Source organism: Thermoactinospora rubra (genome assembly GCF_002093975.1).
Lineage (GTDB): Bacteria > Actinomycetota > Actinomycetes > Streptosporangiales > Streptosporangiaceae > Nonomuraea > Nonomuraea rubra_A.
On record NZ_KZ084324.1, the window covers coordinates 357,680 to 384,192 of the forward strand.

The following is a 26,513-nucleotide window of genomic DNA, read 5'->3' on the forward strand; positions in this document are numbered from 1 at the left end:
GGTGCGCATGAGCGCATTGAAAGACAAGCTGCAGGCGGACCTGTCGGCTGCGATGAAGAGCCGTGACGAGGTGCGGACCAGGACCATCCGGATGGCGCTGGCCGCGATCAACGTCGAGGAGGTCGCCGGGAAGGCCGCCAGGGAGCTGTCGGACGAGGAAGTCGTCAAGGTCCTGACCAAGGAGGCCAAGAAGCGCAGGGAGGCCGCCGAGGCGTTCTCCAACGCGGGCCGGCAGGACCGGGCGCAGGCGGAGCTCGACGAGCACGCGGTGCTGGAGGAGTACCTGCCGGCCCAGCTGTCGGACGAGGAGCTGTACCGGCTGGTCGACGAGGCGATCGCCGAGACGGGCGCCGCGGGGCCGCAGGCGATGGGCCAGGTCATGAAGGTGGTCAACCCCAGGGTCGCGGGTCGCGCCGAGGGCGGCAGGGTCGCGCAGGCGGTGCGCTCCCGGCTCGCGGCCTCCTCCAGCTGAGCCGACCCGGCCGTCACAACCACCCGGCCGTCACAACCACCCGGCCGTCACAACCACCCGCCCATCTCAGCGAGCCGATCCCTGCCGGCCCGGCCCTTCCGCCCAGCCGTACGAAAACCAGAGGCCTCCGCGCGATCCACGGAGGCCTCCGGCGTCAGGGCCGGGACGTCAGTCGCCCGGCGTGGTCTCCTCGTCGCCCGGCGGCTCGAAGATGTTGTCGAACGGGTTGCGGCCCCGGTCGCCGCCGTCCCGGTCGCCGTCGCCCTTGTCCTTCTTGGGCGGCTTGGGCGCGCACTGCGTGCTGCAGCCGCCGAAGCGCTCCATGTTCGGCGCGACGAACGAGCTCGGCTCGATGTCCTCCAGAGCGTCCATCATGGACTCCTTCCAGATGGGGCCCGAGATGGACGCGCCGTAGACGTAGCTGTAGTACCTGCCGCCGATCGTCACGCCGGTCAGGTCGTGCTCGAAGGCGCCGCGCGGGTCGCCGATGCTCACCGCCGAGGCCAGGTCCGGCGTGTATCCCGCGAACCAGGCGGCCGTGTAGTTGTCGGTCGTGCCGGTCTTGCCCGCCGCGTCGCGCCCGATGCCGCCGACCCCCCTCATCGTGCCCTTGGTGAACACCCCGGACAGGATGTGGTTGACCGCGTCGGCGACCTCCTCGTCCAGGACCTGCTTGCACTTGGGCTTGAACTTGGTGACCTTGCCGTCGCGGTCCTTGATCTCGAGGATCGCCATCGGCCGGCAGTACTCGCCGCGCGCGGCGAAGACGGCGTAGGAGTTGGCCACCGTCACCGGGTCCATCTCGTTGACGCCCAGCGTGAAGGTCGGCACCTGCTCCAGCTTGCCGCCGTCGGACCGCTTGACGCCGAGCTTCTTGGCCATCTCGACGACCTTGCAGAGCCCGACCTGCTCCTCCAGCTTCATGAAGAACGTGTTCACCGAGCCCCACGTGCCGGTCTGGAGGCTCTTGAAGCCGCCGCCGCCCTCGCTGGAGTTGCGCACCGGGTGCGGCGCCGAGCCGCCGGTCGGCTTGCCCTCGCACGTCTCGAAGTCGTGGTTGGGGTACGGCTGGACGTAGTAGGCGCTGCCCGTGGAGTTGCCGTCGCCGAACTTCATGCCCGACTCCAGCGCCGCCGCCAGCGTGTACACCTTGGCTGTGGAGCCCTGCTGGAAGCCGCGTCCGCCGCCGTGCGCCTTGTCGGCGACGACGTTGTAGCTGATCTCGTTGCGCTTGCTGCTCCTGCCGTACTTGCGGCTGGCGGCCATGGCGCGGATCTCGCCCGTGCCGGGGACGATCATGGCCTGGGAGGCGACCGGCTTGTCCTTGCTCGACACCCAGTTCTTGATCGCCTTCTCGGCGGCCTTCTGCATCTTCGGGTCGAGCGTGCTGGTGATCGTGATGCCGCCGGCGTTGAGGAAGTCCAGCCGCTCCTTCTCGGTCTTGCCGAAGTCGTCGTTGTCGAGGATCTCGTTCTTGACGTAGAAGCAGAAGTACGGGTACTTGCTCTCCTCGCAGCCGCCGGGGATCCTGCCGTTCTTGAAGCCGAGCGGCTGCTTCTTGGCCTCGTCGGCCTGCTGCTTGTTGATCTTCCCGCGCAGGACCATCGTGTCGAGCACGAGGTTGCGCCGCTCCAGCAGGCGGCCCCTGGCGTCGGAGCCGAGCGTGGGGTCGGTGGCCACGGGCTTCTGGACGGCCGCCGCGAGCGTGGCCGACTCCACCAGGTTCAGCTCGCTGGCGCGCTTCTTGAAGAAGCGCCAGGCGGCCGCCTCGATGCCGTGGGCGCTCGCGCCGAAGTAGGAGATGTTGAGGTACTTCTCCAGGATCTGGTCCTTGGTGTACTTCTGCTCGATCGCCATCGCGTAGCGCAGCTCGTTGAGCTTGCGCGAGAGCGTGGGCGCGATGGCGGCCCGCCGCTCCTCCTCGGTCTTGGCCTTGTTGACCAGGACCTGCTTGACGTACTGCTGGGTGATGGAGGAGCCGCCCTGCACGACGCCGCCGCCGCTGACGTTCTTGAGCAGGGCCCGGATGGTTCCCTCGATGTCGATCGGGCCGTGCTCGTAGAACCGGTAGTCCTCGATCGCGATGATCGCGTCCCTCATCACGGGCGCGACCTGGTCGAGCCTGACCGGGATGCGGTACTGGTTGTAGAACTGCCCGATCTGCTTGCCGTTGACGTCGTTGAGGATGGTGAGCATCTTCAACGGCGGCTCTTCGAGGTCCTCCGGCTTGAGGTTGAGGGCCTCGGTGCTGGACTTGACCGTCAGGCCCGCACCGCCCACGGCCGGGAGCGCGATGGCCGCGGCCAGCACGCCGGCGACGGCGCCGGCTCCGACCAGCCGTGCCACGCTGACGATGGGGTTCGCACGATCTTTGCCCTGAGCTTGCACGCTCCCTAGGTTACGTCGAAAGCGTGTCCTTATCGGTAACTGAACCCCATTTCGCCTTGACTGCGGGGGGTGACTAGTCATTCCCGGTCAACACTCCGTCGAGAAATTGGTCCTCTGGGGTCTGTCGGCCCCAACGTCTCCTTGCGTACGTTCTCCCTGCGGCAACTGAATACGGAGGCTCGGCGCCCGCGCCCGTCGGCCCCAACTGACGACTGACCACCTAAGGGGAGTGGGGTCGAACAAATGTGGATCACGGATTGGACCTCCCGAGCCGCCTGTCGGGGTGCGGACCCGGACGCTCTGTTCGTCCAGGGAGCTGCCCAGAACAGGGCGAAGCTAATCTGCAGAGGATGCCCGGTCCGTACCGAATGCCTCGCCGATGCGCTGGACAACCGCATCGAGTTCGGGGTGTGGGGCGGTATGACTGAACGCGAACGTCGCGCGCTGCTCCGGCGGCGTCCCGACGTGGTCTCGTGGCGAGAGCTGCTCGAGGCCGCGAAGGAAGAGTACGAGCGGACCAACGAGCTGATCGCGGGGTGAAGCCTGCACGCGGTACGGCAGGCGGTCTCCCCGCCTGCCGTACCGTCACGCCCCCATGACCGTCGACGCGCCCATGACCGCCGAGGCCGTCACGCGGTCTTCGCGAGCAGCGTTCCGATCTCCCGCAGGCCGTCCAGGTCGTGCACGTCGTGCCACATGGCCGGCACCTGCACCACCGGCACGGTGGGGTGGGCCGAGACGAAGTGGTCGCGCTCGCGGCCCTCGCGGGCGGCCAGCTGCATCCGTGCGGCGTGCAGGCGCAGCACCGCCGCCGTCAGCTCGTGCTCGCCCTTGGCCTCCAGGTCTTCGGCGGCGGCCGTACTGCGCGCGGCCGACAGCCGGGTGAGCGGCGAGACGTGCACGCGGTTGACCACCAGCCCGGCCAGCGGCATGCGCTCCTCGGCCAGCCGCTCGACGAAGTAGGCCGCCTCCCGCATGGCGTCGCGTTCCGGCGCGGCGACCACGAGGAAGGCCGTGCCGTGGGCCTGGAGCAGCCGGTAGGTCATCTCGGCGCGCTGGCGGAAGCCGCCGAAGACGGCGTCCAGCGCCGAGACGAACGTCTGCAGATCCTTGATCACCTGGGCGCCCAGCAGCTTGGTCATGGCCCCGGCGACCAGCCCCAACCCGGCGTTGAGCAGCCGGAACGCGCTGCGCCCCCCGGCCTTGGCGGGGGCGGTCAGCAGGCGGATGAAGCGGCCGTCGAGGAAGCGGCCCAGCCGTTCCGGGGCGTCCAGGAAGTCCAGCGCCGAGCGCGAGGGCGGGGTGTCGACGACGATCAGGTCCCACTCGTCCGAGCGCCTGAGCTGGCCGAGCTTCTCCATCGCCATGTACTCCTGCGTGCCGGAGAAGCTGGACGACAGCGACTGGTAGAAGGGGTTGGACAGGATCTGCCTGGCCCGCTCGGGATCCGCGTGCGCTTCGATGATCTCGTCGAAGGTCCGCTTCATGTCGAGCATCATCGCGTAGAGCTGGCCGCCCGCCTCGGTCCTGGCCACCAGGCGCGGGGTGTTGTCCAGCTCGGTGAGGCCCATCGACTGGGCCAGCCGCCGCGCGGGGTCGACGGTGAGCACCACGGCGCACCTGCCGCGCTCGGCGGCGCGCAGCCCCAGCGCCGCCGCGGTGGTGGTCTTGCCGACGCCGCCGGAGCCGCAGCACACGATGATGCGGGTGGCCCGGTCGTCGAGGATGGCGTCGATGTCGAGCACGGGCGCTGCCTTGGTCACGCTGCCCCCTGGATGCGCATGGTCTCGGCGAGTTCGTACAGTCCGGCCAGGTCCACCCCGTCCGCCAGCAGGGGCAGCTCGTAGCGCGGCGCTCCGGCCTCGGCCAGCGTGGCTCGTTCCCGGTGTTCGAGTTCGGTACGGCGGGCGTGCTCGACGACCTCTTCGAGCAGCGCCTCGGCGATCTCCGTGGCGTCGTCCGGGCCGTCGGCCAGCCCGGCGGCCTTGAGGCCGAGAGCGAGCTCGGCCACGTCGAAGGTGCCCTTGACAGCCGAGTCAAGAGCGGCCTGCGGAAGCAGCGATTCGCGCACCATGTTGATGAAAACGCCGCCGGACGGCAGCCCGGCCGAGCGCAATTCGGTGATCCCGTCCAGCGTCTCCTGGACGGGCATTTCCTCCAGCAGCGTCACGAAGTGCACGGCCGTTTCCGGACTTTTCAGGACTCCGGCGACCAGCTCGGAGTGGTTCTTGATCGGCCCCACCTTGGCGAGCCCGGCGACCTCCTGGGTGACGTTGAGGAAGCGGGTGATCCGCCCGGTGGGCGGGGCGTCCAGCACCACCGCGTCGTAGACGCGCCTGCCCGAGCGGTCCTTCCTGCGCACCGCCTCGGTGGTCTTGCCGGTGACCAGCACGTCGCGGAAGCCTGGCGCGACCGTGGTGGCGAAGTCGACGATGCCCATCCGGGTCAGCGCGCGCCCGGCGCGGCGCATGCCGTAGAACATCTCCATGTACTCGAGCATCGCCTCTTCGGGATCGACGGCGAGGGCGTAGACGTCGCCGCCGCCCGGGGCCACGGCGATCCTGCGCTCCTCGTACGGCAGCGGCGGCAGGTCGAAGACCTGGGCGATGCCCTGCCGTCCCTCGACCTCCACCAGCAGCACCTTGCGCCCGCCGGAGGCCAGCGCCAGCGCCAGGGCGGCGGCCACGGTCGTCTTGCCCGTGCCGCCCTTGCCTGTCACCACGTGCAGCCGTACGCCGTCCCAATCCGTGTCCCGGTCCACGATTGGAAGGCTACCGAACGGTCATTTGCTGAAACCAAGCCCAGGTCTTTGAACTAGCTCACACTACGCTGCTGCCTATGAAGAAATGGGAGTACCTCACGGCACCGCTCTTGGTCCACAACACCAAGATGATCCTGGACAACTTCGGCGCCGACGGGTGGGAGCTCGTCCAGGTCGTCCCGGGGCCGACGCCCGAGAACCTGGTGGCCTACTTCAAGCGGGAGAAGCAGTGAGCACGCCCGAGGAGCGGCTGGAGAAGCTCGGGCTGACCCTTCCCGAGGTCGTGCCGCCGCTGGCGGCGTACGTGCCGGCGGTGCGCACCGGGTCGTACGTCTACACGTCGGGGCAGGTGCCCATGGTGGAGGGCAGGCTCCAGGCGGCGGGCAAGGTCGGCGCCGAGATCACGCCCGAGCAGGGCGCGGCGCTGGCCCGCACGTGCGCGCTGAACGCGATCGCCGCGCTGCGCACGCAGGTGGAGTCGCTGTCCGACGTGGTGCGGATCGTCAAGGTCGTCGTCTTCGTGGCCAGCGCGCCGGACTTCACGGGCCAGCCCCAGGTGGGCAACGGGGCGAGCGAGCTGCTGCGCGAGGTCTTCGGCGACGCCGGGGTCCACGCGCGCAGCGCCGTGGGTGTCGCGGTGCTGCCGCTGGACGCGCCGGTGGAGGTCGAGCTGATCGCCGAGGTCCGCTGACCTGACTGTCCGCAGGGAGGCTCCGCCAGGCGACGGGTGGCCCGCCGTCCCCGCCTTCCCGCCGACCTCGGTGCAGGACCAGGGGAGAGGGTGGTGGTACGGCGGGCACCACCCACTATGTGTCACTATGACCGAGTGATGTTCTAGTGGAGGTCGAGTGACGGATATGTCGGTTCCGGCGGATCTGGTGCAGCGAGCCAGGGACATCGCGGCCGGGCGCGTCGAGCCGGTTCCCGCCAAGGATGCCGCCACCGTGGTCCTCCTGCGCGACGGCGCCCGGGGCCCGGAGGTCTACCTGCTGCGGCGCAAGTCCACCATGGCCTTCGCCGCCGGCGCCTACGTCTTCCCCGGCGGCTCCGTCGATCCCCGGGACGCCGACCACGCCGTCGCCTGGGCCGGGCCCGCTCCCGCCGAGTGGGCCGAGATCCTCAAGGCGGACGAGAAGACCGCCAGGGGCCTGGTGTGCGCGGCCGTGCGCGAGACGTTCGAGGAGTCCGGCGTGCTCCTCGCGGGACCGGATCCCGGCGGGGTGGTCGAGGACACCACGGGCGAGGACTGGGAGGCCGACCGCCTGGCGCTGATCGACAGGACGCTGGCCTTCGCCGACTTCCTGGACCGGCGCCGCCTCGTGCTGCGCTCCGACCTGCTCAAGCCCTGGGCGCACTGGATTACGCCCGACGTCGAGGTCAGGCGCTTCGACACCCGCTTCTTCGTGGCGGCACTGCCGTACGGGCAAAGGACCCGCGACGTCGGCGGGGAGGCGGACGAGGTGGCATGGAAGCGGCCGGAGGAGGCGATCGGGCTCGCGCACAAGGGGGAGATCTTCCTGATGCCGCCGACCTATGCCACCCTCACGGAGATGGCGAAATATCCGTCGACGGCGGACATCCTCCAGGCCGAACGCCGCATCACCACCATCCAGCCCCGGGTGGTCGAGGTCGACGGCGAGGCGAGGCTGGTCCTGTGAGTGGCCTGCACATCCCGGTCGAGACCCCCGACGGCTCGCGTACGGCCCACGCCGAGAACATCCTGGCCCCCAACCCGGGCCCGATGACGCTCGACGGCACGAACACCTGGGTGATCGGCGGTGACGAGGTCGTCGTGGTGGATCCCGGGCCGGATGATGAAAAACACCTACAAAGGCTGAAAAATCACCTGGAAGGCCGAAGAGTCGCCCAAATCCTGCTCACCCACGGCCACCACGACCACAGCGGGGGAGCGCGCCGCCTCGCCGAGCTGATCGGCGCCCCGGTCAGAGCCCTGGACCCCCGCCACCGGCTGGGCGAGGAGGGCCTGACCGACGGCGACGTGGTCAGCGCCGGCGGCCTGGAGGTCAGGGTGTACGGCACGCCGGGCCACTCGTTCGACTCGCTGTGCTTCTGGATCGAGGCCGACCGGGCCATGCTCACCGGCGACACGGTCCTGGGGCGCGGCACGACGGTGATCGCCCCCGACGGGAACCTGGCCGACTACCTGCGCAGCCTGGACCGCCTCAGGGCGACGGCGGAGAGCCTGGAGGCGGAGGCGCTCCTGCCCGGCCACGGGCCGGTGTTGCCCGACCCGCTGCGGGTGCTCGACGGCTACATCGCCCACCGGCGCGAGCGCCTCGACCAGATCAAGGCGGCCCAGGCGCGGGGCGCCAGGACGCCGCGCGAGATCGTGGAGATCGTCTACGCCGACGTCGACCGGTCGCTGTGGCCGGCGGCCGAGATGTCGGTGCGCGCCCAGCTGGACTACCTGGAGCGGTTGTAGAGGCGGTCCCAGTCGAGGATCGTGACCGCCTTGGCCTCGATGCGCAGCCAGCCGCGCTGGGCGAAGTCGGCCAGGGCCTTGTTGACGGTCTCGCGGGAGGCGCCGACCAGCTGGGCCAGCTCCTCCTGGGTGAGGTCGTGGTGGACGCGGATGCCGTCGTCGGTCTTGGTGCCGAACCGCTCGGCCAGGTCGAGCAACTGCTTGGCCACGCGCCCGGGGACGTCGGTGAAGACCAGGTCGGCCAGCACGTCGTTGGTCCGGCGCAGCCGCTGGGCCAGCGCGCGCAGCAGGTGCAGAGCCACCTCCGGACGGCCGGTGAGCCAGGGCCGCAGGTCGTCGTGGCCCAGCCCGGCCAGCCGCGCCTCGGTCAGCGCCGTGGCGGTGGCCGTACGCGGGCGCGGGTCGAACAGCGACAGCTCCCCGAACATCTCGCCCGGCCCGAGCACGCTCAGCAGGTTCTCCCGGCCGTCGGACGACGTGCGGGAAAGCTTGATCTTGCCTTCGAGCACGACATAGAGCCGGTCGCCGGTCTCGCCCTCGTTGAAGAGCGTCTGTCCCTTGGGCAGCTGCACTTCGGTGATGCTCGTGCGCAACGCCGCGGCGCTCTCGCGGTCGAGAGCGGCGAACAGGGGGGCCTTGCCCAGCACGTCGTCGGTGTTCACTCTGCCTCCTCTGTTCCCATTGTGACGCACGACACCCTTACCCTGAGAGGGTGCCCACCGAGACCCGACTGGCCCTCGTCCGGCGCGCCCGGCGCATGAACCGGATCCTCGCCGAGACCTATCCGGACGCCCACTGCGAGCTGGACTTCACCAACCCGTTAGAGCTGCTCGTGGCCACCATCCTCTCGGCGCAGTGTACGGACAAGCGGGTCAACATGGTTACCCCCACCCTGTTCGCGAAATATCCGACAGTGGAGGACTACGCCGCTGCCGACCGGACCGAACTCGAGGAGATCATCAAGTCGACCGGCTTCTACCGCGCCAAGGCGGGCAGCATCATCGGCATGGCCCAGGCCGTCTGCGAGCGCTATGGCGGCGAGGTCCCCAAGAAGCTCAAGGACCTGGTCACCCTGCCGGGCGTCGGCCGCAAGACGGCCAACGTCGTGCTGGGCAACGCCTTCGGCGTGCCGGGGCTCACGGTCGACACGCACTTCCAGCGGCTGGTCCGGCGCTTCGGGTGGACCGAGGAGACCGACCCGGTCAAGATCGAGCAGGTGGTCGGCGAGCTGATCCCCAAACGCGAGTGGACGATCTTCTCCCACCGCGTCATCTGGCACGGCCGCCGCATCTGCCACGCCCGCCGCCCCGCCTGCGGCGTCTGCCCGCTGGCCACCCTGTGCCCGTCGTACGGCACCGGCCCCACCGACGAGAAGACGGCCACCAAGCTCGTCCGCCCCGGACCGTTCTCGTGAGTTCCGGGAAGGAAAAACGGCCGTGACGGCGTTGGAGATCGCATGGTCCCCGACTGGCTGAGCACCCTCGTCACGCACGCCGCCCAGACCCCCGTGCCGCCGGTCATGCGCCCGCCCGCGAGCGGCGCCGGCCGGCCCGCGGCGGTGCTGCTGCTGTTCGGCGACGGCCCGGACGGCCCCGACGTCCTGCTGATCCAGCGCAGCTCGCGCGGCAGGCGGCACGCGGGCCAGCCCGCCTTCCCCGGCGGCGGCGTCGACCCCGAGGACGGCGGGCCCGTCGCGGCCGCGCTGCGGGAGGCACAGGAGGAGACCGGCCTCGACCCGTCCGGCGTCGAGGTCGTCGGCACCATGCCCGAGCTGTACGTCTGGCGCAGCGACAACCGGGTCACCCCCGTGATCGCCTGGTGGCACACCCCCTGCGCCGTCCACGCGGCCGCCCCCGACGAGGTCGAGGCGGTCGAGCGCGTGCCGATCGCCGAGCTGGCCGACCCGGCCAACCGGCTCAAGCTGCGCCACCCGAGCGGCTACTGCGGCCCGGCCTTCCGCGTGCGGGGGCTGCTGGTGTGGGGGTTCACCGCCGGCATCCTCGACAACGTGCTGCGCTGGTCCGGCTTCGAGCGGCCGTGGGACCACGAGCGGGTCGAGGACCTACCGCCCGACGTGCTCAACCTCGCCGCACGCGGCTAGCGCCCGATCGATCGCCCGCAGCAGCGCCGGGTCGGTCTCGCTGGCCGCCAGGTACCTCAGCACCAGGACCGCGCGCCCGCGGCAGTCCTCGGGCACCGTCCGCATCAGCTCCACGCCGCGCAGCCGCTCGGCCGGCGTCTCGCCCGCGCACATCCGGCGGGCACGGATGAAGGCCTCCATACCGTTACGGTATTTCCCCTGGTCAGGCCGACGTGCCGAGAGTCACGCACAATTCACCCGCTGTCTGGATACCTTTGAAGCGTGCGTGGCGATCTGCTTGACCTTATTTTGATCGGCCTCGTGATCGCCTTCGGCATCTCGGGCTACCGCCAGGGGTTCATCATCGGAGCGATGAGCTTCGTGGGCTTCGTCGGGGGCGTCTTCCTCGGGGTGTACATCGCCCCGCCCATCGCCAGGGCGGTCGTCGACGGCGACGTGGAGCAGGCGCTGCTCGCGATCGTGATCGTGTTCCTCACCGCCACCATCGGGCAGTTCGCCTCCTCCACGATCGGCGCGGTGGTGCGCAGCCACGTCACCTGGGAGCCGGCCAAGGTCGTCGACGCCCTCGGCGGCACCTTCGCCAGCGCGCTGTCGGTCCTGGTGATCGCGTGGATGATCGGCAGCCTGCTGGTCTCCAGCTCCTTCGCGCCGATCGTCGAGCAGATACGCAACTCGCTGCTGCTGGAGACCGTGGACGACGCGGTCCCGGAGGCGGCCCGCGACTGGCAGAGGCCGTTCAAGGAGTTCATCGACCGCTCGGAGTTCCCGCCCGTCTTCGACGCGATCGGCGGCGGGCAGTGGGTGGACGTGCCGCCGCCCGACGCGGGCGTGCTTCAGGGCGAGAAGCTGCGGCGGGCCCGCAACGCCGTCGTCAAGGTGCAGGGCACCGCGGAGAGCTGCGGCAAGCGGATCGAGGGCACCGGGTTCGTCTTCGCCCGCGAGCACGTGATGACCAACGCGCACGTCGTCGCGGGCGTCAACCGCGACCTGCGCATCACCGACTACGACAACAACGTGCTGCCCGCGACCGTGGTCCGCTACAACCCCAAGCGCGACATCGCGGTCCTGCACGTCCCCGGCCTGCGGCTGCCGGTCCTGGAGTTCGACAACGGGGCGGAGAAGGGCGACAACGCGATCATCGCCGGGTACCCCAAGGGCAGGGGCTTCACCCCCGAGCCCGCCCGCATCCGCGTCAAGCAGGTGGCCGACAGCCCCGACATCTACCGCAGCCAGAACGTCAAGCGCGAGGTCTACCAGATCCGCGGCAAGGTGCTGCCGGGCAACTCCGGCGGGCCGCTGCTGAGCGTCGACGGCAAGGTCTACGGCGTCATCTTCGCCGCGGTGACCACCCAGCCCGACACCGCCTACGCGCTCACGAGCGACGAGGTGCGGCCCGACGCCGTGCAGGGCGCGCGCGACACCACCCCGGCCGGCACCCAGACCTGCGACTAGATGTCCCCGGGCCAGATCTTCTCCAGGGCGGCCAGCACCGAGGCGATCGCCTCCTCGGGGTCGCTGTCCTGCCGCAGCTCCGTGGCCACCCGGCCGACCGGCTCGTACGGCATGCCGTACGCCTGGACCTTCGCGGCCCCGCGCGCCAGCAGCGTCACGGCGCCGCGCGCGTTGCCGCGCTGCAGGTGCGTCAGGCCCACGCAGATCTGCGCCAGGCCCTGCCACAGGTCCCGTTCGTGCTCCGGCGCGCACTTCCAGCGGCCCTCGAGGACCTCGTGCGCGTGGAACGGGCGGCCGGCGGCCAGCTGCTCCCTGGCGTCCGCGAGCGCCTGCTCGGTGCTGGGGGCGTAGTCGTCGGGGACGCGCGGCACTCCTGCCGAGCCGTACGGCAGCGGCCTGCCGTACTCGTCGCGAGGCCTGGCGTTGCGCGGCCTGCCCTGCTCGTCACGGTCTCTGGTGGTCATGGTCATCGGTCGGGTTCGGGATCGGACAGCCAGCCGAGGAGCTCGGTGTCGAACACCTCCGGCCTCTCCTCGTGGGGGAAGTGCCCGGCGCCCTCGACGAGCCGCCAGCGGTACGGCGCGGCCACGTAGCGGCCGGACCCCTGCGCGGTGCGCGGCAGGACGCACGTGTCGAGCGCGCCGTGCAGCTGCAGGGTCGGCGCCTCCACCTCGGCGCGCATCGCGCGGGCGTACCGCAGGCCGTCGGGGCGCAGCTGCGAGCGGGCGAACCAGCGGTGGTACTCCAGCGCCGAGTGGGCGACGGCCGGGATCCGGAAGGCCTCCCGGTAGGTGCGGGCGGTCTCCGGGTCGGGCCAGCCGGGGCCGGACCACTGCTCCAGCAGTCTGCCCACCAGGGAAGCCCCGCGGGCGGTCAGCCGCAGTTCGGGCAGGAAGGGCACCTGGAAGCCGAGGGTGCGGCCGCTGGCGCGCAGCTGGCCGAACGGGTCGGCCAGCAGGGCGCCGCGCAGCCGCAGCGGGTGCGGCGAGCCGACCGCCACGAGCCGGTGCACGGCCTTCGGCTCCAGCGCGGCCATCGTCCAGGCCATCAGCCCGCCCCAGCCGTGGCCGACCACGATCGCGCCCGTCTCGCCCAGCGCGCGGATCAGGCCGGTGGCGTCGCCCGCCAGCGTGGGCAGGTCGTAGCCGCGTGGCGGCTTGTCGCTGCCGCCGTAGCCGCGCAGGTCGATCGCGACGGCCCGGTAACCGTGGGCGGCGAGGCTGCGCAGCTGGTGGCGCCAGGTCCACCAGAACTGGGGGAAGCCGTGCAGCAGCAGCACGAGCGGGCCCTCGCCGGCCTCCACGACGTGGAAGCGGGTCCCGCCGGCGTGGACCGACCGGTGCGTCCAGGGCCCGTCGATGAAGACGACCGACTCGTCACTCATCGGATGCCAGCTCTTTCAGTCCCTTGAGGGAGCGCGTCGTGCGCTTCATGCCCGCCAGCCCCTTGAGCCTGCGGACGCCCACGAGGACCAGGATCCCGGCCGTGACGAGATAGAAGGCGGTGACGACGGCGAACGAAGCCCACGTCCACAGCCACTGGTCCAGCACGTGGGCGAGGGTGAAGGACAGCAGGATCAGGCACAGGTGCGCCATGAAGGCGGCGGCGGCGAACAGCCCGGTGGCCATGCCCACCCGCTTGGCGTCGAACCGGAGCTCGGCCTTGGCCAGCTCGATCTCCGACCGGACGAGCGTGGAGATCTGGTTGCTCGCCTCGGCGACCAGCTCGCCGAGCGAGGGTTGCTCGCTCGGGACTCCGGTGGGGGGCGTCGCGCTGTGGGACATGAACGTCTCCTATCGGGCCGCAGTGGTCGTGTCAAACATCTTCCAGGGCGAGGCGGCCCTTACGCATGCGGAGGTGCACGAGTGTCGCGACGAGCCCGGCGATCGGCGTGCCGGACGGGGTACGGCGGGCGCCGTACCCCGCCCGCGCGGCTTCAGTCCTCGGACTTGGCCGACGGCAGCTTCTCGGCGATCAGGTTCATCACCGAGCTGTCGGTCAGCGTGGTGACGTCGCCCAGGGAGCGGTTCTCGGCCACGTCGCGCAGGAGCCGCCGCATGATCTTGCCGGAGCGGGTCTTCGGCAGCTCGGGGACGACCAGGATTTGCCGCGGCTTGGCGATCGGGCCGAGCGTCTTGGCCACGTGGTCGCGCAGCTCCTTGGCGATGTCCTCGCTCTCCTCGGCGCCGCCGCGCAGGATCACGAACGACACGATCGCCTGGCCGGTGACCGGGTCGGTCGCGCCCACCACGGCCGCCTCGGCGACCTTCGGGTGGGAGACCAGGGCGCTCTCGACCTCGGTGGTGGAGATATTGTGGCCGGAGACGAGCATGACGTCGTCCACGCGGCCCAGCAGCCAGATGTCGCCGTCCTCGTCCTTCTTCGCGCCGTCGCCGGGGAAGTACACCCCCTCGAACCGCGACCAGTAGGTGTCGACGTAGCGCTTGTCGTCGCCCCAGATCGTGCGGAGCATCGACGGCCACGGCTCCTTGACCACCAGGAAGCCGCCCCCGCCGTTCGGGACGCTGTTGCCCTGGTCGTCGACCACGTCGGCGACGATGCCGGGCAGGGGGCGCATGGCCGCGCCCGGCTTGGCGTGGGTCACGCCCGGGAGCGGGCTGATCATGATGGCGCCGGTCTCGGTCTGCCACCAGGTGTCGACGACCGGGCAGCGTCCGCCGCCGATGTGCTCGCGGTACCAGACGTACGCCTCGGGGTTGATCGGCTCGCCGACGCTTCCCAGGACGCGCAGGCTGGACATGTCGAACTTCGCGGGGATGTCGTCGCCCCACTTCATGAACGTCCGGATCGCGGTGGGCGCGGTGTAGAGGATCGTGACCTTGTACTTCTGCACGATCTCCCAGAACCGGCCGCGGTGCGGGGTGTCGGGGGTGCCCTCGTAGATGACGCTGGTGGCGCCGTTGGCGAGCGGGCCGTACACGATGTAGGAGTGCCCGGTCACCCAGCCGATGTCGGCGGTGCACCAGTAGATGTCGGTGTCGGGCTTGAGGTCGAAGACGGCGTGGTGGGTCCAGGCCGTCTGGGTGAGGTAGCCGCCGGTGGTGTGGAGGATGCCCTTGGGCTTCCCGGTCGTGCCGCTGGTGTAGAGGATGTACAACGGGTGCTCGGCGTCGTGCGGCTGGGCCTCGTGCTGGTCGCTCTGGCGGTCGACGAGGTCGTGCCACCAGACGTCGCGGTCGCCGTTCCAGGAAATTTCCTGATTTGTCCGGCGGACGACGAGGACCTTCTCGACGCCCGGCGTGTTGGCGACGGCCTCGTCCACCGTGGGCTTCAGCGCCGACGGCTTGCCGCGGCGGAAGCCGCCGTCGGCGGTGATCACGAGCTTGGCGTCGGCGTCCTCGATGCGGCTCTGCAGCGCGCTCGCCGAGAAGCCGCCGAAGACCACCGAGTGGACGGCGCCGACGCGGGCGCAGGCCAGCATCGCGATCGGCAGCTCAGGGATCATCGGCATGTAGATCGCGACCCGGTCGCCCTTACCCACGCCCAGCTCGGCCAGGGCGTTGGCGGCCTTGTTGACCTGCACCTGCAGGTCGCGGTAGGTCAGGACGCGGGTGTCGTCCTCCGGCTCGCCCTCCCAGTAGTAGGCGACCTTGTCGCCGCGCCCCGCCTCGACATGGCGGTCGACGCAGTTGTAGGCCACGTTCAGCTGCCCGCCCACGAACCACTTGGCGAACGGCGGGTTCCACTCCAGCGTGGTGTCCCACTTCTTGGCCCAGGCCAACCTGTCGGCGGCCCGCTCCCAGAAGCCCAGACGGTCCGCGGCGGCCTCCTCGTAGGCGGCCGCGGTGACGTTCGCGGCCGCCGCCAGGTCGTCCGGTGGTGCGAACCGGCGGTTCTCCTGCAGAAGGTTCGACAGCGTCTCCTGGGGCTCTCGGGGTGTCTCGGCCACTTCGCACTCCTTCTATGGCATGGGTCGTGTCCCACTTCACCAGCTCGTGAGGTGTGAAGACAAGAGGTCTAGACAGGTACGTACCGTGTCCGGCGGCCGAGCGGGAGGGATGGACAATGGCGGTAATGGTTGTAATTAATCCGTTGTCATATTGACATCAGAGAAATATAGACGGAGGTATTCGGGGGAGCGGGCCCGAGGTTATTGCGGGTACGGCGAGGCGGCTCGAATCAGGGGATTGGGGAAGGGAGGTGTCACCTCGGGGGCAGGGTGGCCGGGCGCCGGGCCGTACCTCTCGGCGGGACGGGTCGCGAAGGCGCGCAGGTGAGGCGGCCGGTAGGGTCGGGGACCGTGAGTGACCCCTTGGCTGTCATCGCGGAGCTGCCCGGCGTGCCGGAGGCCGTGGACGAGGCGCGGCAGGCCGTCGACCGGCTGTATCGCCACCGCGTGCTGCGTCGCCGCAGCCCCGAGGTCTCGATCGAGTCCTCCCTGCGCGGGGCCCGCGCTTCCGCCGCGATCGAAGGCGTCGACGTGCCGCTGGAGCAGCTGCGCCGCGGCGAGGTGACCGATCCGGTGGTCCAGGGAGCGCTGCGCGCCTCGGCCGAGCTGGGCCGGCTGGGACCCACCTGGCGGAGCGCGCCCCGCCAGGTGCTCGCCCGGCTGCACACGCTCGCGGCCCGTGACCTGGCGGAGGAGGAGTCGCTGGGCCGTCCGCGCGTCGCCGACTCGGCGCCCGACCCGCTGGGACTCGGACCGGCTCCCGGCGCGAAGGAGACGGCGGCCCGCCTCGAGGCGCTGGTCGCGCTCGTCTCGGCGCCGTCCAAGGCCCCGGCCCTGGTGCTGGGCGCCATCGTGCACGCCGAGCTGGCCGTGCTGCGCGTGTTCGGCACCGCGGACGGCGTCGTCGCGCGGGCGGCGGAGCGGCTCACGCTGGTGGAGTTCGGGCTCGATCCGAAGTCGCTCGTGCCCGTCGAGCTGGGGCATCTGGAGGAGGGGTACGCGGCGGGGCTGCGCGCGTATCTGACCGGGACGCGGGACGGGGTGGCTTCCTGGGTACGGCGGTGCGCCGGGGCGGTGATCGTGGGAGTGCGGGAGACCACGGCCATCTGTGAGGCGCTTCAGCGGGGCTGACCAGGGCCGATCCGGGAAGTGTCCCGTCGTGGTCCTCGGCGTCCCCTGAGAACGTCCCCGGAACGCAGCGGACGGCGTCTCAAGGTTGAGACGCCGTCTGCTGGTGCGTCGCGCCAGGTTACCAAGCGTGCACCTGTATTCGTCGGAGCGGGTCAAGCCCGTCTCGACGCGCCTCCCGCGGCTGGTCGCGCGTGGGTGCCTGGCTAACGCACCCGGACACTTGGTCCGTGCCACCTTTGTACGACGGATCCGCCCAGATGGGAAGCCCTGGCGGCAAGACCTTTAACGAGGCTCGGCCCGCAACGCCGGTCACGGTGGGTGATCACTCGATGACTCGCTCGAAAAAACTTAGCGGAAATACGAGTTTGCTCCTCGACGAAACTCGACTCGATCGGGCAGCATACGGTGGTATCTCCAGAAACTGGAGTGACTGTGCACGGGCCAGTTTTGCAACTCCCTTGCCACACTCTGGTTAAGTGTTGAAAGCTTTCTTCTGAAACGGGACCGGCTCTACCCCCCCGGAGCCGGACCGGTCAGGCGACCCCCGCTATCCCCCCCGGCGGGGGTCGCCCCTTTTCGCCGCTTCCGGGCTGTCCCGGCGCCACCGGTTCCTTCACGGGGCGTCCTCCTGGCCCGCAGGACCTCGTCCACAGTCCCGCCTGCGCCGTCCGGCTGATCCGCAGCCTTGCCCCCACCGTCCGGCTCGTCCACAGCCCTGCATCGGCCGTCTGGCCTTATCCACAGCCCTTCCTCCACCGCCGGGCTTCATCCACAGAACCCCGCTCGGCCGTCCGCGATCACGCGCCCGTCCCGCACAGTCGTCCGCATGATTCGCCCACTGGTCATCACCGAGGACCGCGAGCTGCTCGACGACCTCGTCCGCATAGCCGCCGCGGCCGGAGCCCAACTCGACGTCGCCCACACCCCCGCCCACGCCAGGCCGTACTGGAACCACGCCCCTCTCGTCGTGGTCGGCAGCGACGTCGCCGACGCCGTGGCGACCACGGCACCGCCACCCCGCGACCGCGTGCTCCTCGTGACCCGCACCGCCGAGGAGCCCGACACCTGGCGCAAGTGCGTCGCGGTGGGCGCCCGCGGCGTCATCGACCTCCCCGCCTCCGAGCGCGTGCTCGTCGAGGAGTTCGCCGACGTGATCGAGCCCTCGACCCGGGCCGGCGTGATCGTCTGCGTCGTCGGCGGCCGTGGCGGCGTCGGCGCGAGCGTCCTGTCCGCCTGCCTGGCCCTCCACGCCTCCGGCGAGCGGCTGCGCACCCTCCTCCTCGACGCCGACCCGCTCGGCGGCGGCATCGACGCGCTCCTCGGCCAGGAGGAGTCCGGCGGCGCCCGCTGGACCGACCTGGTCTCCCGCGAGGGCCGGATCAGCCCCACCGCCCTCCGCGAGGCCCTGCCTGCCTTCGGCGAGCTCACCCTGCTCGCGTTCCACCGCGGCGAAGCCGGGCCCATCCCGCCGGAGGCCATGCGTTCGGTCCTGGAGGCGGGCAGGCGCGGCTTCGACCTCGTGGTCGTCGATCTGCCGCGACACCTCGACGCCGCCGCCGTCGAGGCCCTGACGCGCGCCACCGAGACGCTGCTGGTCGTCTCCGCCGACGTCCGCGGCGTCCTGGCGGCCGCGCAGGTCCTCGCCGAGGTCAGGCGCCACACCGCCCACACCAGCCTGGTCGTGCGGCCGGGAATCGTCGACGACGAGATGGTCGTCTCCTCGCTCGGCGTCCCCCTCGCCGCCCACCTGCCCGACCACCCGCGCCTGGACACCACCCTCAACCGCGGCGAACTGCCCACCCTCGGCCCGCGCACCACACTCGGCCGGGTCTGCGACGAACTGCTGCGCTCGCTGGTGTCGCCATGAGCGGCACGACCGGCCTCCAGCGGGACCGATCCGGCTCGCCCCGCGACCGGGCGAGCCTGGCTCGCGACCCCGCGGGCGTTCCCCGCGACCTGGTGGAGGCCGTGCGGGTACGGCTGGCGAGATCCGGCGTCGAGCCGAGCGCCGCCCAGGTCGCGGTCGCGCTGCGCGCCGAGAAGGCCGTCTTCGGCGACGCCGAGATCCTCGAGGTGGCCCGCGCGCTGTGCGCCGACCTCATCGGCGCGGGCCCCCTCGAACCGCTCCTGGCCACCCCGGAGGTCACCGACGTGCTGGTCAACGGCCCCGGCGACGTGTGGGTCGACGACGGACGCGGTCTGCGCCGCACGACCGTGACGTTCTCCGACGAGGCCGCCGTCCGCCGCCTGGCCCAGCGCCTCGCCGCCTCCGCGGGCCGGCGGCTCGACGACGCCTCGCCGTACGTCGACGCGAGACTCGCCGGCGGCGTCCGCCTCCACGCCGTCCTCCCGCCCGTCGCCTCCGAGGGCACGTGCCTGTCCCTGCGCCTCCCGCCCCGCCGTACCTTCACCCTCCCCGACCTCGTCTCCGCGGGCACGATCCCCCGCGACGCCGTAGGCGTGCTGACCGCGATCGTCCGGTCCCGCCTCGCCTTCCTGGTGACGGGAGGCACCGGCACGGGCAAGACCACGCTCCTCAGCGCCCTGCTCTCGCTGGCCGACCACGGCGAGCGCGTCCTCCTCGTCGAAGACTCGGCCGAGCTGCGTCCCCTCCACCCCCACGTGGTCCGCCTCGAGACCCGCCCGCCGAACCTCGAGGGCGTGGGCGGCGTCGGCCTGCGAGATCTGGTACGGCAGGCGTTGCGCATGCGACCTGACCGGCTGGTCGTCGGGGAGGTGCGGGGAAACGAGGTCGTGGATCTCCTGAGCGCCCTCAACACGGGTCACGAGGGCGGCTGCGGCACCCTCCACGCGAACGCCGCAGCCGACGTCCCGGCCCGGCTCGAGGCGCTGGCCTGCGCGGCCGGGCTGAGCCGGGAGGCCGTCCACAGCCAGCTGGCCGCGGCGCTCGACGTGGTGATCCACCTGACGCGCGCCCGGATCGACGGCCGCCGCCGGGTGTCGGAGGTGTGCCTCCTGGAGCGTGGCGGCTCCGGATTTGTCGAGGCCCGGCCCGCGCTGTTCTTCGAGCCCGACGGAGGGTGCCGTGTCGGTCCCGGCTTCCAGGCGCTGAAGGAGAGGGCCGGCGCCGCGACGTGGACGACGGCTGGAGATCCATGTTGATCGTGAGTACAGCGGTGGCCGCCGCTTTGGCCGTGTGGCTGTGGACGGGGCCTGATCTCGCGACCACGCGCCTGGCACGGCTCGCCGCCGCGCCCGGTTCCACGCCAGGCGTCCGCCGGCGTCTCGGGAACGTCATCCGCCCGCGCCCCTCCAAACGCGCCGAGGCGTGGCGCACCGCGTCCCTGGACCTTTGCCAGGGGCTGTGCGCCGAACTCGCCGCCGGCCTGCCTCCCGGCGAGGCGCTGGCCCGGGCGGTCGAGGCCGTCGACTTCCCGGACGACGACCTGCCGCGCCTGCTGACGGCCGCCGCGCGGGACGGCGGAGACGTCGCCAGGACACTCGTGGAAGCGGCTCCCGCCCAGGGCGGCGAGGGTTTCCGGCAGCTGGCGGCGTGCTGGGATGTCAGCACGTCGGTGGGCGCCGGGCTGTCGCCTCTGGTCGAGCGCGTCGTCGCTGCCCTCCGGGCGGCCCGGGCGCATCGCCAGGACCTCGCCGCCCAGCTGGCCGGCCCTCGGGCGACCGCGCGCATGCTGGCCGTCCTGCCCCTGCTCGGCATCGGCATGGCGGCGGCGCTCGGCATGAACCCGCTGGGCTTCCTCTTCGGCAGCGTGCCCGGGATCGGGTGTCTCGCCGTCGGTGTCGCGCTGGACGTGTGCGGGTTGTGGTGGACGCATCGCATGGCCGTACGAGCCGAGTCGGGGTGATCCGCGGTGTTGGAGATCGTCGCGATCGGGGCCGTCTGCCTGGCCGTGTGGCTGTGGATCGACCCTCGTACGCCCGAGGCGCGCCTACGGGCCGCCATCTCGCGCCCGGCCACGAACCAGCCGGGCCCGAGTGGCGGTTCTCCAGCGGTTCACTCCGCTTCGGACTCGCCAGGCTCGGACCTGGGAAGCCCGGACCGTCATACCATCGGGCAGCTTGACCACCAAGGCGTCCGGGGGCTGGACGGCCGTCCTGCGGAGGAGTCGGGCCGTCGAGGAGTCCAGAAGCGTCGCGGCCGCTCCACGGGGGAGCCGGACTGCCAAGGCGCCCGGAAGCCGGATGGCCGCCCCGGGCTGGAGCTGGACCGCCATGCCCTGCGGAAGGCGGGCCGCCGTACCGTGGCATGGCCGCTTGCGGCAGGCGTCCTCGCAGGTCTGGCCATCGGCGGACTCGCCGGAATCGTCGCAGGTGTGATCACTGCCGCGGTCGCCTGGACCATGCTCCGGCGAAGACAACCGCCTGAGGCCGAACGCGAGCGCGCCGCCATCGTGGCCGACCTGCCCTTCGCGGTCGACCTCATGGTCGCCTGCCTCCAGGCCGGCCAGCCGGTCACGGCCGCGACGGCGATCACGGCCTCCGCCATAGGCGGCCCGCTGGGGCGGCGTCTGACGTGGGTCAGCACGCAACTCCGACTCGGAGCCGACACGGAACCCACCTGGAGCCATCTCGGCCGCGATCCCGCCGTCAGGCAGCTGTCTGCCGCCATGATCCGCGCCGCGCGCAGCGGCGCTCCGGTCGCCGACGCCCTGATCCGGGTCGCCGACGACGCCCGCGCCTCCGCTCGCGCCGCCTCCACGGCCAAGGCGCGCCGCGTCGGCGTGATGGCCGTCGCCCCGCTCGGACTGTGCTTCCTGCCCGCGTTCGTCCTGCTGGGCATCATCCCCGTGATCGCCGGTCTGGCGGAGAGCGTCGTCATCCCTTGAGCCCCATACGGCCATGCAGGGCCGCCGTGATCGTCTGCGGCAACCATGCCATCGGCGGGGTCCCACACGGCCATACAGGAGCTCCGCACTGACCATGACCATGCTGACGCTGCCCTGCGGCGAGCACCCGGATCAGCAAGGGGCTTACCGAGTCACCACAGCACATCGGTCACCCACGGCACGTCGATCACTCACGGCACGTCCAGTCATCCACAGCACGTCCGCGCCTCGCCGAGTTGTCCACAGAACGCCGCTCGCCACAATCGGCCGACCCCACTTTGCAGCACGCTGAAACCCCGCGCCGGAGGCAAGATCCGGCCCACGATGAGGAGGCACGATGTCCGACTCGTTCACCCGCACGGAAGGCGCCGCCGCCCACGCGCCCACCCGGCCGGACCCGAACGGCTGGATCGCCAGACTGCGTTCCGGGCTGCTGTCCGGGCGCGTCGCCACGAGGCGCGACCGTGGCATGTCCACCGCGGAGTACGCCGTGGGCACCATCGCGGCCTGCGCCTTCGCCGCCCTGCTCTTCAAGGTGGTGAGCAGCCCCGAAGTCCAGGAGATGCTCTCCAGCCTCGTCGATCGCGCGCTGAACACAGCCGGATGAGATCCCTCGCGGTGGAGCCGCGCCTCCGCATCGGCGGCGAGGCGCGCTCCACCCCGCCCACATCACCACTGTCACATGGCCAACCGGCTCCCGCTCGTCCCTGGTCGGCCAACCGGTGCCTTGCACCCTGTGGCTTCGTTCCCGGTGGCCTTTCGCGCGGCTCCACAACCGCCGAGACAGCCGCCGCGCTCCCCGCCCTGATGATCGTCCTCGCCGCCGCACTCTGGATGATCCAAGTGGTGAGCGCGCAGCTGGAGTGCGTCGACGCCACGCGCGCCGCCGCGCGGGCCGCCGCACGCGGCGAATCGCTGGAGGAAGTCCGCCGGATCGCGCTCTCGGCCACGCGCCCCGACGCCCGCGTCGACGTGGAGCGTGTCTCGGGGTCCACCCGCGTGCGCATCTCCTTCCAGGTACGGCCCGCCTGGGGCGTACCGCTCCCGCCGGTCACCGTGGACTCGTCCGCTGTGACGGCCACCGAACCTTGATCACAGAAGTGAAGACCATGAGGAGGCCGCGTGATTCCATCCGGGGGGCTGACGCGAGCCGACGAAGCGGTCGCTCTCGAGCCAGAGACAGGCACTGATCGGCCGGTCACCCGCAGCCGTGCGGGCGCGGCCCGTGCCTTCAAGCTGGCTCGTGGTGTCGGGTTCGCTCCTGGCCTTGGGTTGGCTCGTGGCCTCAAGTGGGCTCATGGCGTCAGGCTGGTCCGCGGCTTCACGTGGGTTTGTGGCTTCAGGCTGGCCTGTGGCGTCGGGCTGGTTCCCGGCCTCAGGCGGGCCCGTGGCTTCAGGACGGTCCACTGGGCGGTGCCGGCCCGGCGTGTGCCGTTGGCCCTCGACAAAGGGCTGCCGATCACTCCACTCACGCGGATTGAGCTGCTCGATCTCGTCAGCCTCGATTCCGCTCATGGTCACGGCTGCGCTCATGGTCGCCGTTCCGTTCACGGTCACGGCTGCGCTCATGGTCGCCGTTCCGTTCACGGTCACGGCTGCGCTCATGGTCGCCGTTCCGTTCACGGTCACGGCTGCGCTCATGGTCGCCGTTCCGTTCACGGTCACGGCTGCGCTCGTGGTCACCGCTCTGCTTGTGGTCACCGCAGCCGAGACCGTGGATCCGGAACCGTGTGGACGGCAGCCGTCATGAGCCTCCTGATCGCGGTGGCGACCGCCTTTGCGACGGTAGGTGCTGCTCGCGTGGCACGGCACCGCGCTCAAGCCGGGGCCGACCTCAGTGCCTTGGCGGCAGCACGGCTCGCCATCGCACAGCCAGACGATGCCTGCCAGGCCGCCTCACGGATCGCTGTCGCGAACGGCGGACGTTTGGCCCGCTGCGCGGTCGACCAGTACGTCGTCGACGTGGATGTGTCGGTGCAAGTGACGCTTCCCGTCATCGGGTCGCGTGCCGTTCTCGGCCACGCCCGGGCAGGACCGGCCCAGATCGGCCCTCGTTGAGCATGGGGTTGGTCCACGGTGAGCAGAGTTGGATTGGACAGGATGGCCACCATGGCTGCCATAGCCGCTGGCTGGACGCGACGCAGCACCCGTCAGCCGGGCAGCCGGACAGCCGAACCCGAGCTCATATGCAGCCGAACCCGATGCTCCTATGAGGTCGCCCTGCCACGTCCGGTGAGTGCACATGAGCGTCTCCCGGCCAGGCTGACAGATTGCGTTGAGGACTCAAGGTCAGCCAGTGGATCAGGCCCGGTGGGGCGCTTAACCTGCCTCATCACTGTCAGTCAGGCAAGCGTCTCCACATGGAGGCGGACGACGTCACTCCTTAGGGAGGCGAATGAAGCCATATACCTGCCGCGTCCATCGCGTCCATCAGGTCCGTCAGGTCGAAACACCATCCATCGCGACGAAACACGGAACACAGACGTGCGGAAAGGTCGCAAAAGAATCACGACTTCTTGGACGTGATGTCCAAAAGTGGGGTGGCTCACATAAGGTCTCGCTTACCCCAGGGGTGGGGCCGGTGGACGCATCGGCCGGGCGTACGAGGCACTTCCGGATGCCGGTGAGCGCTCGTCGGGGGCGGGCGGGCAGCGGCGCGAGGCTTTCGTTGGAGGGAAGCATCGTGACGGTGGTTCGCAGAGTGGCGACTGTGGCGGTGATGACGCCGTTGGTGGCTTCCGGGATGGTCCTGAGCATGGCGGTGCCCGCGCAGGCGAGAGCCGTACTCGACGCTCCCGCGCAGATCACCGGCGACTCCCCGGTGACCATCACCGGAACGGTCGATCCCCTGTTCGACGCGATCCTCTACATCGACGGCACGGAGGTGGCCAGAGGAGAGCAGCGCGTCAGCTACACCTGGAACCCCTCCGAGCGGCAGAACGGCAGCTACTCGATCAAGCTGGTCCAGAAGGGCAAGCTGCTGGGCGCCAGGTGGGACGAGACGTCTTCCACGATCAAGCAGGCGATCCCTCCGGCCACGCCCCAGGGGGTGACGGCCGGCATGCAGGGCGTGGACAAGATCGTCGTGACGTGGAGCAAGGGCGCGGAGCCGGACCTGCAGGCGTACGAGGTGGCGACCACCCAGTCGGGCGTCGTCGGCAAGCTGCCCGTCGGTCAGGCGTGCGGCGGGTCGTCGTGCAAGGCGGTCCTCGGCGTTCCGGCGAAGGCGGTGGGCCAGGCCGTGGGGTTCACGGTCAAGGCGTTCCGCGGCGACGGCGAAGGCGGCAGCATCGGCTCGGGCTTCTCCGCCCCGGCGATCGTCAACATTCCTGCGCCGCCCGCCGCGCAGCAGAAGCAGAACCCCAAGCCCTCGGCGCAGCCCAAGAACGGGACGAACACGTCGTCCGGCAAGAAGCAGGTCGAGGCGCTGCCCACGCTGCCCGCCAAGGATCAGGGCAAGCCGGTCACCACGAACAGGCCGCAGCAGTCGGTGACGAACCCCAAGACCAAGCTGCCCGAAGTGCCCGACACGGACGAGAACGGCAACTTCCCTCTCCCGACCGCGGATGCGACGAAGGCCAAGGACGACGCGCTGCTTCCCGACTCCACGGGTACGGAGGCGGGGGACGACGCCGACGCGAAGCAGGATGACGGCGACTCCACGGTGGAAACCGGGGTGAAGGCGCAGTCGTCGGAGTCGCCGATCGCCGCCATGGGGCAGTACGGCATCTACATCGCGGGCGGGGTCATCCTTCTGGTGCTCGCCGCGCACTTCGGTGCCTGGGCCCGCCGCCGTGCCCTGGTCGCCGCGGCTGGTGGAGCGGGAGCCGCTGCGGTACCGCGCGCGGGGAGTGAGGGCCCGCTGCGGGGGGACGGCGTCCCGCCCACCTCCGGCACACCGTCCTCCGGCACATCCCCCGTAGGCGTGTCATCCTCCGGCACACCGTCCAGCACTCCGCGCCGCCCCGCCGTCGTCCTCGCGGTCGCCAAGACCCGCCAGGCCGCCCAGAATCCCGGCGCCCAAGGCCATGACGTCGCAAGCCCCCTCGGCTCAAGTCACGGCGTCTCAGGCAGCCATGGCGTCTCGGGTCTCACTGGACCGAGTCCTAGCGACTCCAGTCGCAGCGCATTGGCTCACAACGGACCAAGCCGCGACGGGCTGGCTCACGACGCGCCGAGTCGCAACGGGTCGGCTTATGACGCGCCGAGTCGCAACGGGGTGGATCACAATGGGTCGCCCCACAATGGGTCGTCCCACAATGGGTCGCCCCACAATGGGTCGCCCCACAATGGGTCGCCTCACAACGGGTCGGCTCACGATGCCCGAAGCCACAACGCGCCGAGTGAGCCATCCACAGGCCAGCCGGCCTCAGCGCCTCAGTCGGCCGTGCCGGGACAGGTGCGCCAGGAGGTGCCGCCCGCATCGTCCTCTTCGCCCTCTCTGCCGCTGTACCTCAACGCCGACGACCTGCGTGCCAGGCAGCGCGAGGCGGATGCCCTGCGCGCCGCCGAGCAGGCCAGGCAGGAGCCGGTACGGCTTGCGCTGCCGAGTTCGGCTGTGACGGTCGTCCCCCACAAGTCCAGGAGCGATCGCGCCGAACCGGTTCGCGCGGCGCTCGACATCGAGGCCAGGTGGGACGACTACCTGCCGCCCAGCCCGCGGTCGATGGAGGACAGCGGCTTCTGGGAACGCCCGCAGCCAGGTGCCGCCGACTTCTGGGCCGATGACCCCGACGACGAGCCCGCCCTCCACAGCCGACACCGGGCGGACGCGGCCGACAGTTGACACGCTGCGCTCAGGTGCCCGGATAGCACCTCACGAAGCGTCTCGGCGAGGCCATCCAGGTTGGGTGTGTCCCCGTGGGAGTGCCCCGTTGATATGTCCCCTGGGGTCCCGGTTGGGATGTCCCTGTTGGGATGTCCCTGTTGGATTGTGCCGGTTGGGTTGTGCCGGGTTCCGTTGAGGTGTCCTCGTGGGGGTGCCTGGGGTGTCCTGATGGGGCGGCCCTGTGGGGTGTCCCAGACGGGAGGTTCTGCTGGTGGGCGT

27 protein-coding genes and 1 pseudogene are annotated in these 26,513 nt (G+C 70.8%); 18 read left to right on the forward strand and 10 right to left on the reverse strand.

Going from position 1 to position 26,513, the window contains the following annotated elements; all coding sequences use genetic code 11:
- Window positions 1–7: 7 nt before the first annotated feature.
- Window positions 8–472, forward strand: coding sequence for a GatB/YqeY domain-containing protein (locus tag BSB02_RS01840; RefSeq protein WP_084956282.1), 465 nt, complete (start codon window positions 8–10; stop codon window positions 470–472).
- A 168-nt stretch (window positions 473–640) separates the two neighbouring features.
- Here BSB02_RS01840 and BSB02_RS01845 read toward each other — a convergent pair whose 3' ends face one another.
- Complete coding sequence (locus BSB02_RS01845) at window positions 641–2,818, reverse strand: transglycosylase domain-containing protein (RefSeq protein WP_240506100.1); 2,178 nt, start codon at window positions 2,816–2,818, stop codon at window positions 641–643.
- Between the two features lie 285 nt (window positions 2,819–3,103).
- Here BSB02_RS01845 and BSB02_RS01850 point away from each other — a divergent pair, with 285 nt between their 5' ends.
- The gene (locus tag BSB02_RS01850; protein ID WP_084955864.1) at window positions 3,104–3,400 is read left to right on the forward strand and encodes a WhiB family transcriptional regulator; all 297 of its coding nucleotides are present in this window, start codon (window positions 3,104–3,106) and stop codon (window positions 3,398–3,400) included.
- An 89-nt stretch (window positions 3,401–3,489) separates the two neighbouring features.
- Here the strand turns inward: BSB02_RS01850 and bagB are convergent, their stop codons facing one another.
- Together bagB and bagA are read right to left on the reverse strand one after the other, a co-directional pair.
- Complete coding sequence (bagB, locus tag BSB02_RS01855; RefSeq protein WP_084955866.1) at window positions 3,490–4,623, reverse strand: ATPase BagB; 1,134 nt, start codon at window positions 4,621–4,623, stop codon at window positions 3,490–3,492.
- Window positions 4,620–5,624: an ATPase BagA gene (gene bagA / locus BSB02_RS01860; RefSeq protein WP_084955868.1), complete on the reverse strand. Its 1,005-nt coding sequence runs from the start codon at window positions 5,622–5,624 to the stop codon at window positions 4,620–4,622. Before bagA ends, bagB begins: the two co-directional genes overlap by 4 nt.
- Window positions 5,625–5,698: 74 nt before the next feature.
- On the opposite strand from bagA, the gene BSB02_RS41005 reads away from it, so the two are divergent.
- The 4 genes from BSB02_RS41005 to BSB02_RS01875 all read left to right on the forward strand — a co-directional run bounded on the left by BSB02_RS41005 (window position 5,699) and on the right by BSB02_RS01875 (window position 8,064).
- Window positions 5,699–5,854, forward strand: coding sequence for a Sp36 family protein (locus BSB02_RS41005; protein WP_169729336.1), 156 nt, complete (start codon window positions 5,699–5,701; stop codon window positions 5,852–5,854).
- Window positions 5,851–6,312 carry a RidA family protein gene (locus BSB02_RS01865; RefSeq protein WP_084955870.1) on the forward strand — a complete coding sequence of 154 codons (462 nt, stop codon included), beginning with the start codon at window positions 5,851–5,853 and terminating at the stop codon, window positions 6,310–6,312. Before BSB02_RS41005 ends, BSB02_RS01865 begins: the two co-directional genes overlap by 4 nt.
- Before the next feature lie 166 nt (window positions 6,313–6,478).
- Window positions 6,479–7,279: an NUDIX hydrolase gene (locus BSB02_RS01870; RefSeq protein WP_084955872.1), complete on the forward strand. Its 801-nt coding sequence runs from the start codon at window positions 6,479–6,481 to the stop codon at window positions 7,277–7,279.
- Entirely contained in the window at window positions 7,276–8,064 is a 789-nt protein-coding gene (locus BSB02_RS01875; protein ID WP_240506101.1) for an MBL fold metallo-hydrolase, read from the forward strand. The genes BSB02_RS01870 and BSB02_RS01875 overlap by 4 nt, the downstream gene beginning before the upstream one ends.
- On the opposite strand, the gene BSB02_RS01880 is transcribed toward BSB02_RS01875, so the two are convergent.
- Window positions 8,046–8,726 (reverse strand): Crp/Fnr family transcriptional regulator, encoded by a 681-nt coding sequence (locus tag BSB02_RS01880; RefSeq protein ID WP_084955874.1) that lies wholly within the window; start codon window positions 8,724–8,726, stop codon window positions 8,046–8,048. The two genes, BSB02_RS01875 and BSB02_RS01880, sit on opposite strands and share 19 nt — an antisense overlap.
- 95 nt (window positions 8,727–8,821) lie before the next feature.
- Here BSB02_RS01880 and nth point away from each other — a divergent pair, with 95 nt between their 5' ends.
- Both nth and BSB02_RS01890 read left to right on the forward strand, forming a co-directional pair.
- The gene (nth, locus tag BSB02_RS01885; RefSeq protein WP_084956288.1) at window positions 8,822–9,478 is read left to right on the forward strand and encodes an endonuclease III; all 657 of its coding nucleotides are present in this window, start codon (window positions 8,822–8,824) and stop codon (window positions 9,476–9,478) included.
- A gap of 42 nt (window positions 9,479–9,520) precedes the next feature.
- On the forward strand, window positions 9,521–10,165 hold the full coding sequence (locus tag BSB02_RS01890) for an NUDIX hydrolase (protein WP_084955876.1): 645 nt from the start codon (window positions 9,521–9,523) through the stop codon (window positions 10,163–10,165).
- Here the strand turns inward: BSB02_RS01890 and BSB02_RS01895 are convergent.
- Complete coding sequence (locus BSB02_RS01895; protein WP_084955878.1) at window positions 10,127–10,345, reverse strand: hypothetical protein; 219 nt, start codon at window positions 10,343–10,345, stop codon at window positions 10,127–10,129. The genes BSB02_RS01890 and BSB02_RS01895 overlap by 39 nt on opposite strands.
- Window positions 10,346–10,426: 81 nt before the next feature.
- On the opposite strand from BSB02_RS01895, the gene BSB02_RS01900 reads away from it, so the two are divergent.
- Window positions 10,427–11,617 carry a MarP family serine protease gene (locus BSB02_RS01900; protein WP_084955880.1) on the forward strand — a complete coding sequence of 397 codons (1,191 nt, stop codon included), beginning with the start codon at window positions 10,427–10,429 and terminating at the stop codon, window positions 11,615–11,617.
- On the opposite strand, the gene BSB02_RS01905 is transcribed toward BSB02_RS01900, so the two are convergent.
- The 4 genes from BSB02_RS01905 to acs all read right to left on the reverse strand — a co-directional run bounded on the left by BSB02_RS01905 (window position 11,614) and on the right by acs (window position 15,527).
- Window positions 11,614–12,081: a DUF309 domain-containing protein gene (locus BSB02_RS01905; protein WP_084955882.1), complete on the reverse strand. Its 468-nt coding sequence runs from the start codon at window positions 12,079–12,081 to the stop codon at window positions 11,614–11,616. The genes BSB02_RS01900 and BSB02_RS01905 overlap by 4 nt on opposite strands.
- 2 nt (window positions 12,082–12,083) lie before the next feature.
- Window positions 12,084–13,001, reverse strand: a complete 918-nt coding sequence (locus tag BSB02_RS01910) for an alpha/beta fold hydrolase (protein ID WP_084955884.1) — start codon at window positions 12,999–13,001, stop codon at window positions 12,084–12,086.
- Window positions 12,994–13,401: a phage holin family protein gene (locus BSB02_RS01915; RefSeq protein ID WP_084955886.1), complete on the reverse strand. Its 408-nt coding sequence runs from the start codon at window positions 13,399–13,401 to the stop codon at window positions 12,994–12,996. The genes BSB02_RS01910 and BSB02_RS01915 overlap by 8 nt, the downstream gene beginning before the upstream one ends.
- Before the next feature lie 152 nt (window positions 13,402–13,553).
- Window positions 13,554–15,527: an acetate--CoA ligase gene (acs, locus tag BSB02_RS01920; protein WP_084955888.1), complete on the reverse strand. Its 1,974-nt coding sequence runs from the start codon at window positions 15,525–15,527 to the stop codon at window positions 13,554–13,556.
- A 351-nt stretch (window positions 15,528–15,878) separates the two neighbouring features.
- Between acs and BSB02_RS01925 the strand changes: the two genes are divergently transcribed.
- From BSB02_RS01925 to BSB02_RS42855, 7 genes are all read left to right on the forward strand, one after another.
- A complete protein-coding gene (locus BSB02_RS01925; RefSeq protein WP_084955890.1) occupies window positions 15,879–16,658 on the forward strand; it encodes a Fic family protein in 780 nt (259 codons plus the stop codon).
- Between the two features lie 826 nt (window positions 16,659–17,484).
- Window positions 17,485–18,525 carry a septum site-determining protein Ssd gene (ssd, locus tag BSB02_RS01930; protein WP_084955892.1) on the forward strand — a complete coding sequence of 347 codons (1,041 nt, stop codon included), beginning with the start codon at window positions 17,485–17,487 and terminating at the stop codon, window positions 18,523–18,525.
- A complete protein-coding gene (locus BSB02_RS01935; protein ID WP_084955894.1) occupies window positions 18,522–19,781 on the forward strand; it encodes a TadA family conjugal transfer-associated ATPase in 1,260 nt (419 codons plus the stop codon). Before ssd ends, BSB02_RS01935 begins: the two co-directional genes overlap by 4 nt.
- Complete coding sequence (locus BSB02_RS01940) at window positions 19,775–20,485, forward strand: type II secretion system F family protein (RefSeq protein WP_084955895.1); 711 nt, start codon at window positions 19,775–19,777, stop codon at window positions 20,483–20,485. The genes BSB02_RS01935 and BSB02_RS01940 overlap by 7 nt, the downstream gene beginning before the upstream one ends.
- Window positions 20,486–20,953: 468 nt before the next feature.
- Window positions 20,954–21,466: a type II secretion system F family protein gene (locus BSB02_RS01945; protein ID WP_240506102.1), complete on the forward strand. Its 513-nt coding sequence runs from the start codon at window positions 20,954–20,956 to the stop codon at window positions 21,464–21,466.
- A gap of 337 nt (window positions 21,467–21,803) precedes the next feature.
- A complete protein-coding gene (locus BSB02_RS41865) occupies window positions 21,804–22,073 on the forward strand; it encodes a DUF4244 domain-containing protein (RefSeq protein ID WP_084955897.1) in 270 nt (89 codons plus the stop codon).
- Window positions 22,070–22,558, forward strand: a complete 489-nt coding sequence (locus tag BSB02_RS42855; protein WP_276206303.1) for a TadE family type IV pilus minor pilin — start codon at window positions 22,070–22,072, stop codon at window positions 22,556–22,558. Before BSB02_RS41865 ends, BSB02_RS42855 begins: the two co-directional genes overlap by 4 nt.
- Here the strand turns inward: BSB02_RS42855 and BSB02_RS39305 are convergent, their stop codons facing one another.
- A complete protein-coding gene (locus BSB02_RS39305) occupies window positions 22,559–23,149 on the reverse strand; it encodes a hypothetical protein (RefSeq protein ID WP_158088534.1) in 591 nt (196 codons plus the stop codon).
- Between the two features lie 39 nt (window positions 23,150–23,188).
- Here BSB02_RS39305 and BSB02_RS01965 point away from each other — a divergent pair.
- Window positions 23,189–23,524, forward strand: a pseudogene (locus tag BSB02_RS01965) (Rv3654c family TadE-like protein); the annotation flags it as partial.
- A 652-nt stretch (window positions 23,525–24,176) separates the two neighbouring features.
- Window positions 24,177–26,252, forward strand: coding sequence for a hypothetical protein (locus BSB02_RS01970; protein ID WP_143590141.1), 2,076 nt, complete (start codon window positions 24,177–24,179; stop codon window positions 26,250–26,252).
- Window positions 26,253–26,513 lie beyond the last annotated feature (261 nt).

Excerpts from the sequence above, each read along its gene's own strand:
- BSB02_RS01840 (WP_084956282.1), top strand. The coding sequence starts at position 8 with ATGAGCGCATTGAAAGACAAGCTGCAGGCGGACCTGTCGGCTGCGATG.
- BSB02_RS01850 (WP_084955864.1), top strand. The coding sequence starts at position 3,104 with ATGTGGATCACGGATTGGACCTCCCGAGCCGCCTGTCGGGGTGCGGAC.
- BSB02_RS41005 (WP_169729336.1), top strand. The coding sequence starts at position 5,699 with ATGAAGAAATGGGAGTACCTCACGGCACCGCTCTTGGTCCACAACACC.
- BSB02_RS01870 (WP_084955872.1), top strand. The coding sequence starts at position 6,479 with ATGTCGGTTCCGGCGGATCTGGTGCAGCGAGCCAGGGACATCGCGGCC.
- nth (WP_084956288.1), top strand. The coding sequence starts at position 8,822 with ATGAACCGGATCCTCGCCGAGACCTATCCGGACGCCCACTGCGAGCTG.
- BSB02_RS01890 (WP_084955876.1), top strand. The coding sequence starts at position 9,521 with ATGGTCCCCGACTGGCTGAGCACCCTCGTCACGCACGCCGCCCAGACC.
- BSB02_RS01895 (WP_084955878.1), bottom strand. The coding sequence starts at position 10,345 with ATGGAGGCCTTCATCCGTGCCCGCCGGATGTGCGCGGGCGAGACGCCG.
- BSB02_RS01905 (WP_084955882.1), bottom strand. The coding sequence starts at position 12,081 with ATGACCACCAGAGACCGTGACGAGCAGGGCAGGCCGCGCAACGCCAGG.
- BSB02_RS01910 (WP_084955884.1), bottom strand. The coding sequence starts at position 13,001 with ATGAGTGACGAGTCGGTCGTCTTCATCGACGGGCCCTGGACGCACCGG.
- BSB02_RS01915 (WP_084955886.1), bottom strand. The coding sequence starts at position 13,401 with ATGTCCCACAGCGCGACGCCCCCCACCGGAGTCCCGAGCGAGCAACCC.
- ssd (WP_084955892.1), top strand. The coding sequence starts at position 17,485 with ATGATTCGCCCACTGGTCATCACCGAGGACCGCGAGCTGCTCGACGAC.
- BSB02_RS01935 (WP_084955894.1), top strand. The coding sequence starts at position 18,522 with ATGAGCGGCACGACCGGCCTCCAGCGGGACCGATCCGGCTCGCCCCGC.
- BSB02_RS01940 (WP_084955895.1), top strand. The coding sequence starts at position 19,775 with ATGTTGATCGTGAGTACAGCGGTGGCCGCCGCTTTGGCCGTGTGGCTG.
- BSB02_RS41865 (WP_084955897.1), top strand. The coding sequence starts at position 21,804 with ATGTCCGACTCGTTCACCCGCACGGAAGGCGCCGCCGCCCACGCGCCC.
- BSB02_RS42855 (WP_276206303.1), top strand. The coding sequence starts at position 22,070 with ATGAGATCCCTCGCGGTGGAGCCGCGCCTCCGCATCGGCGGCGAGGCG.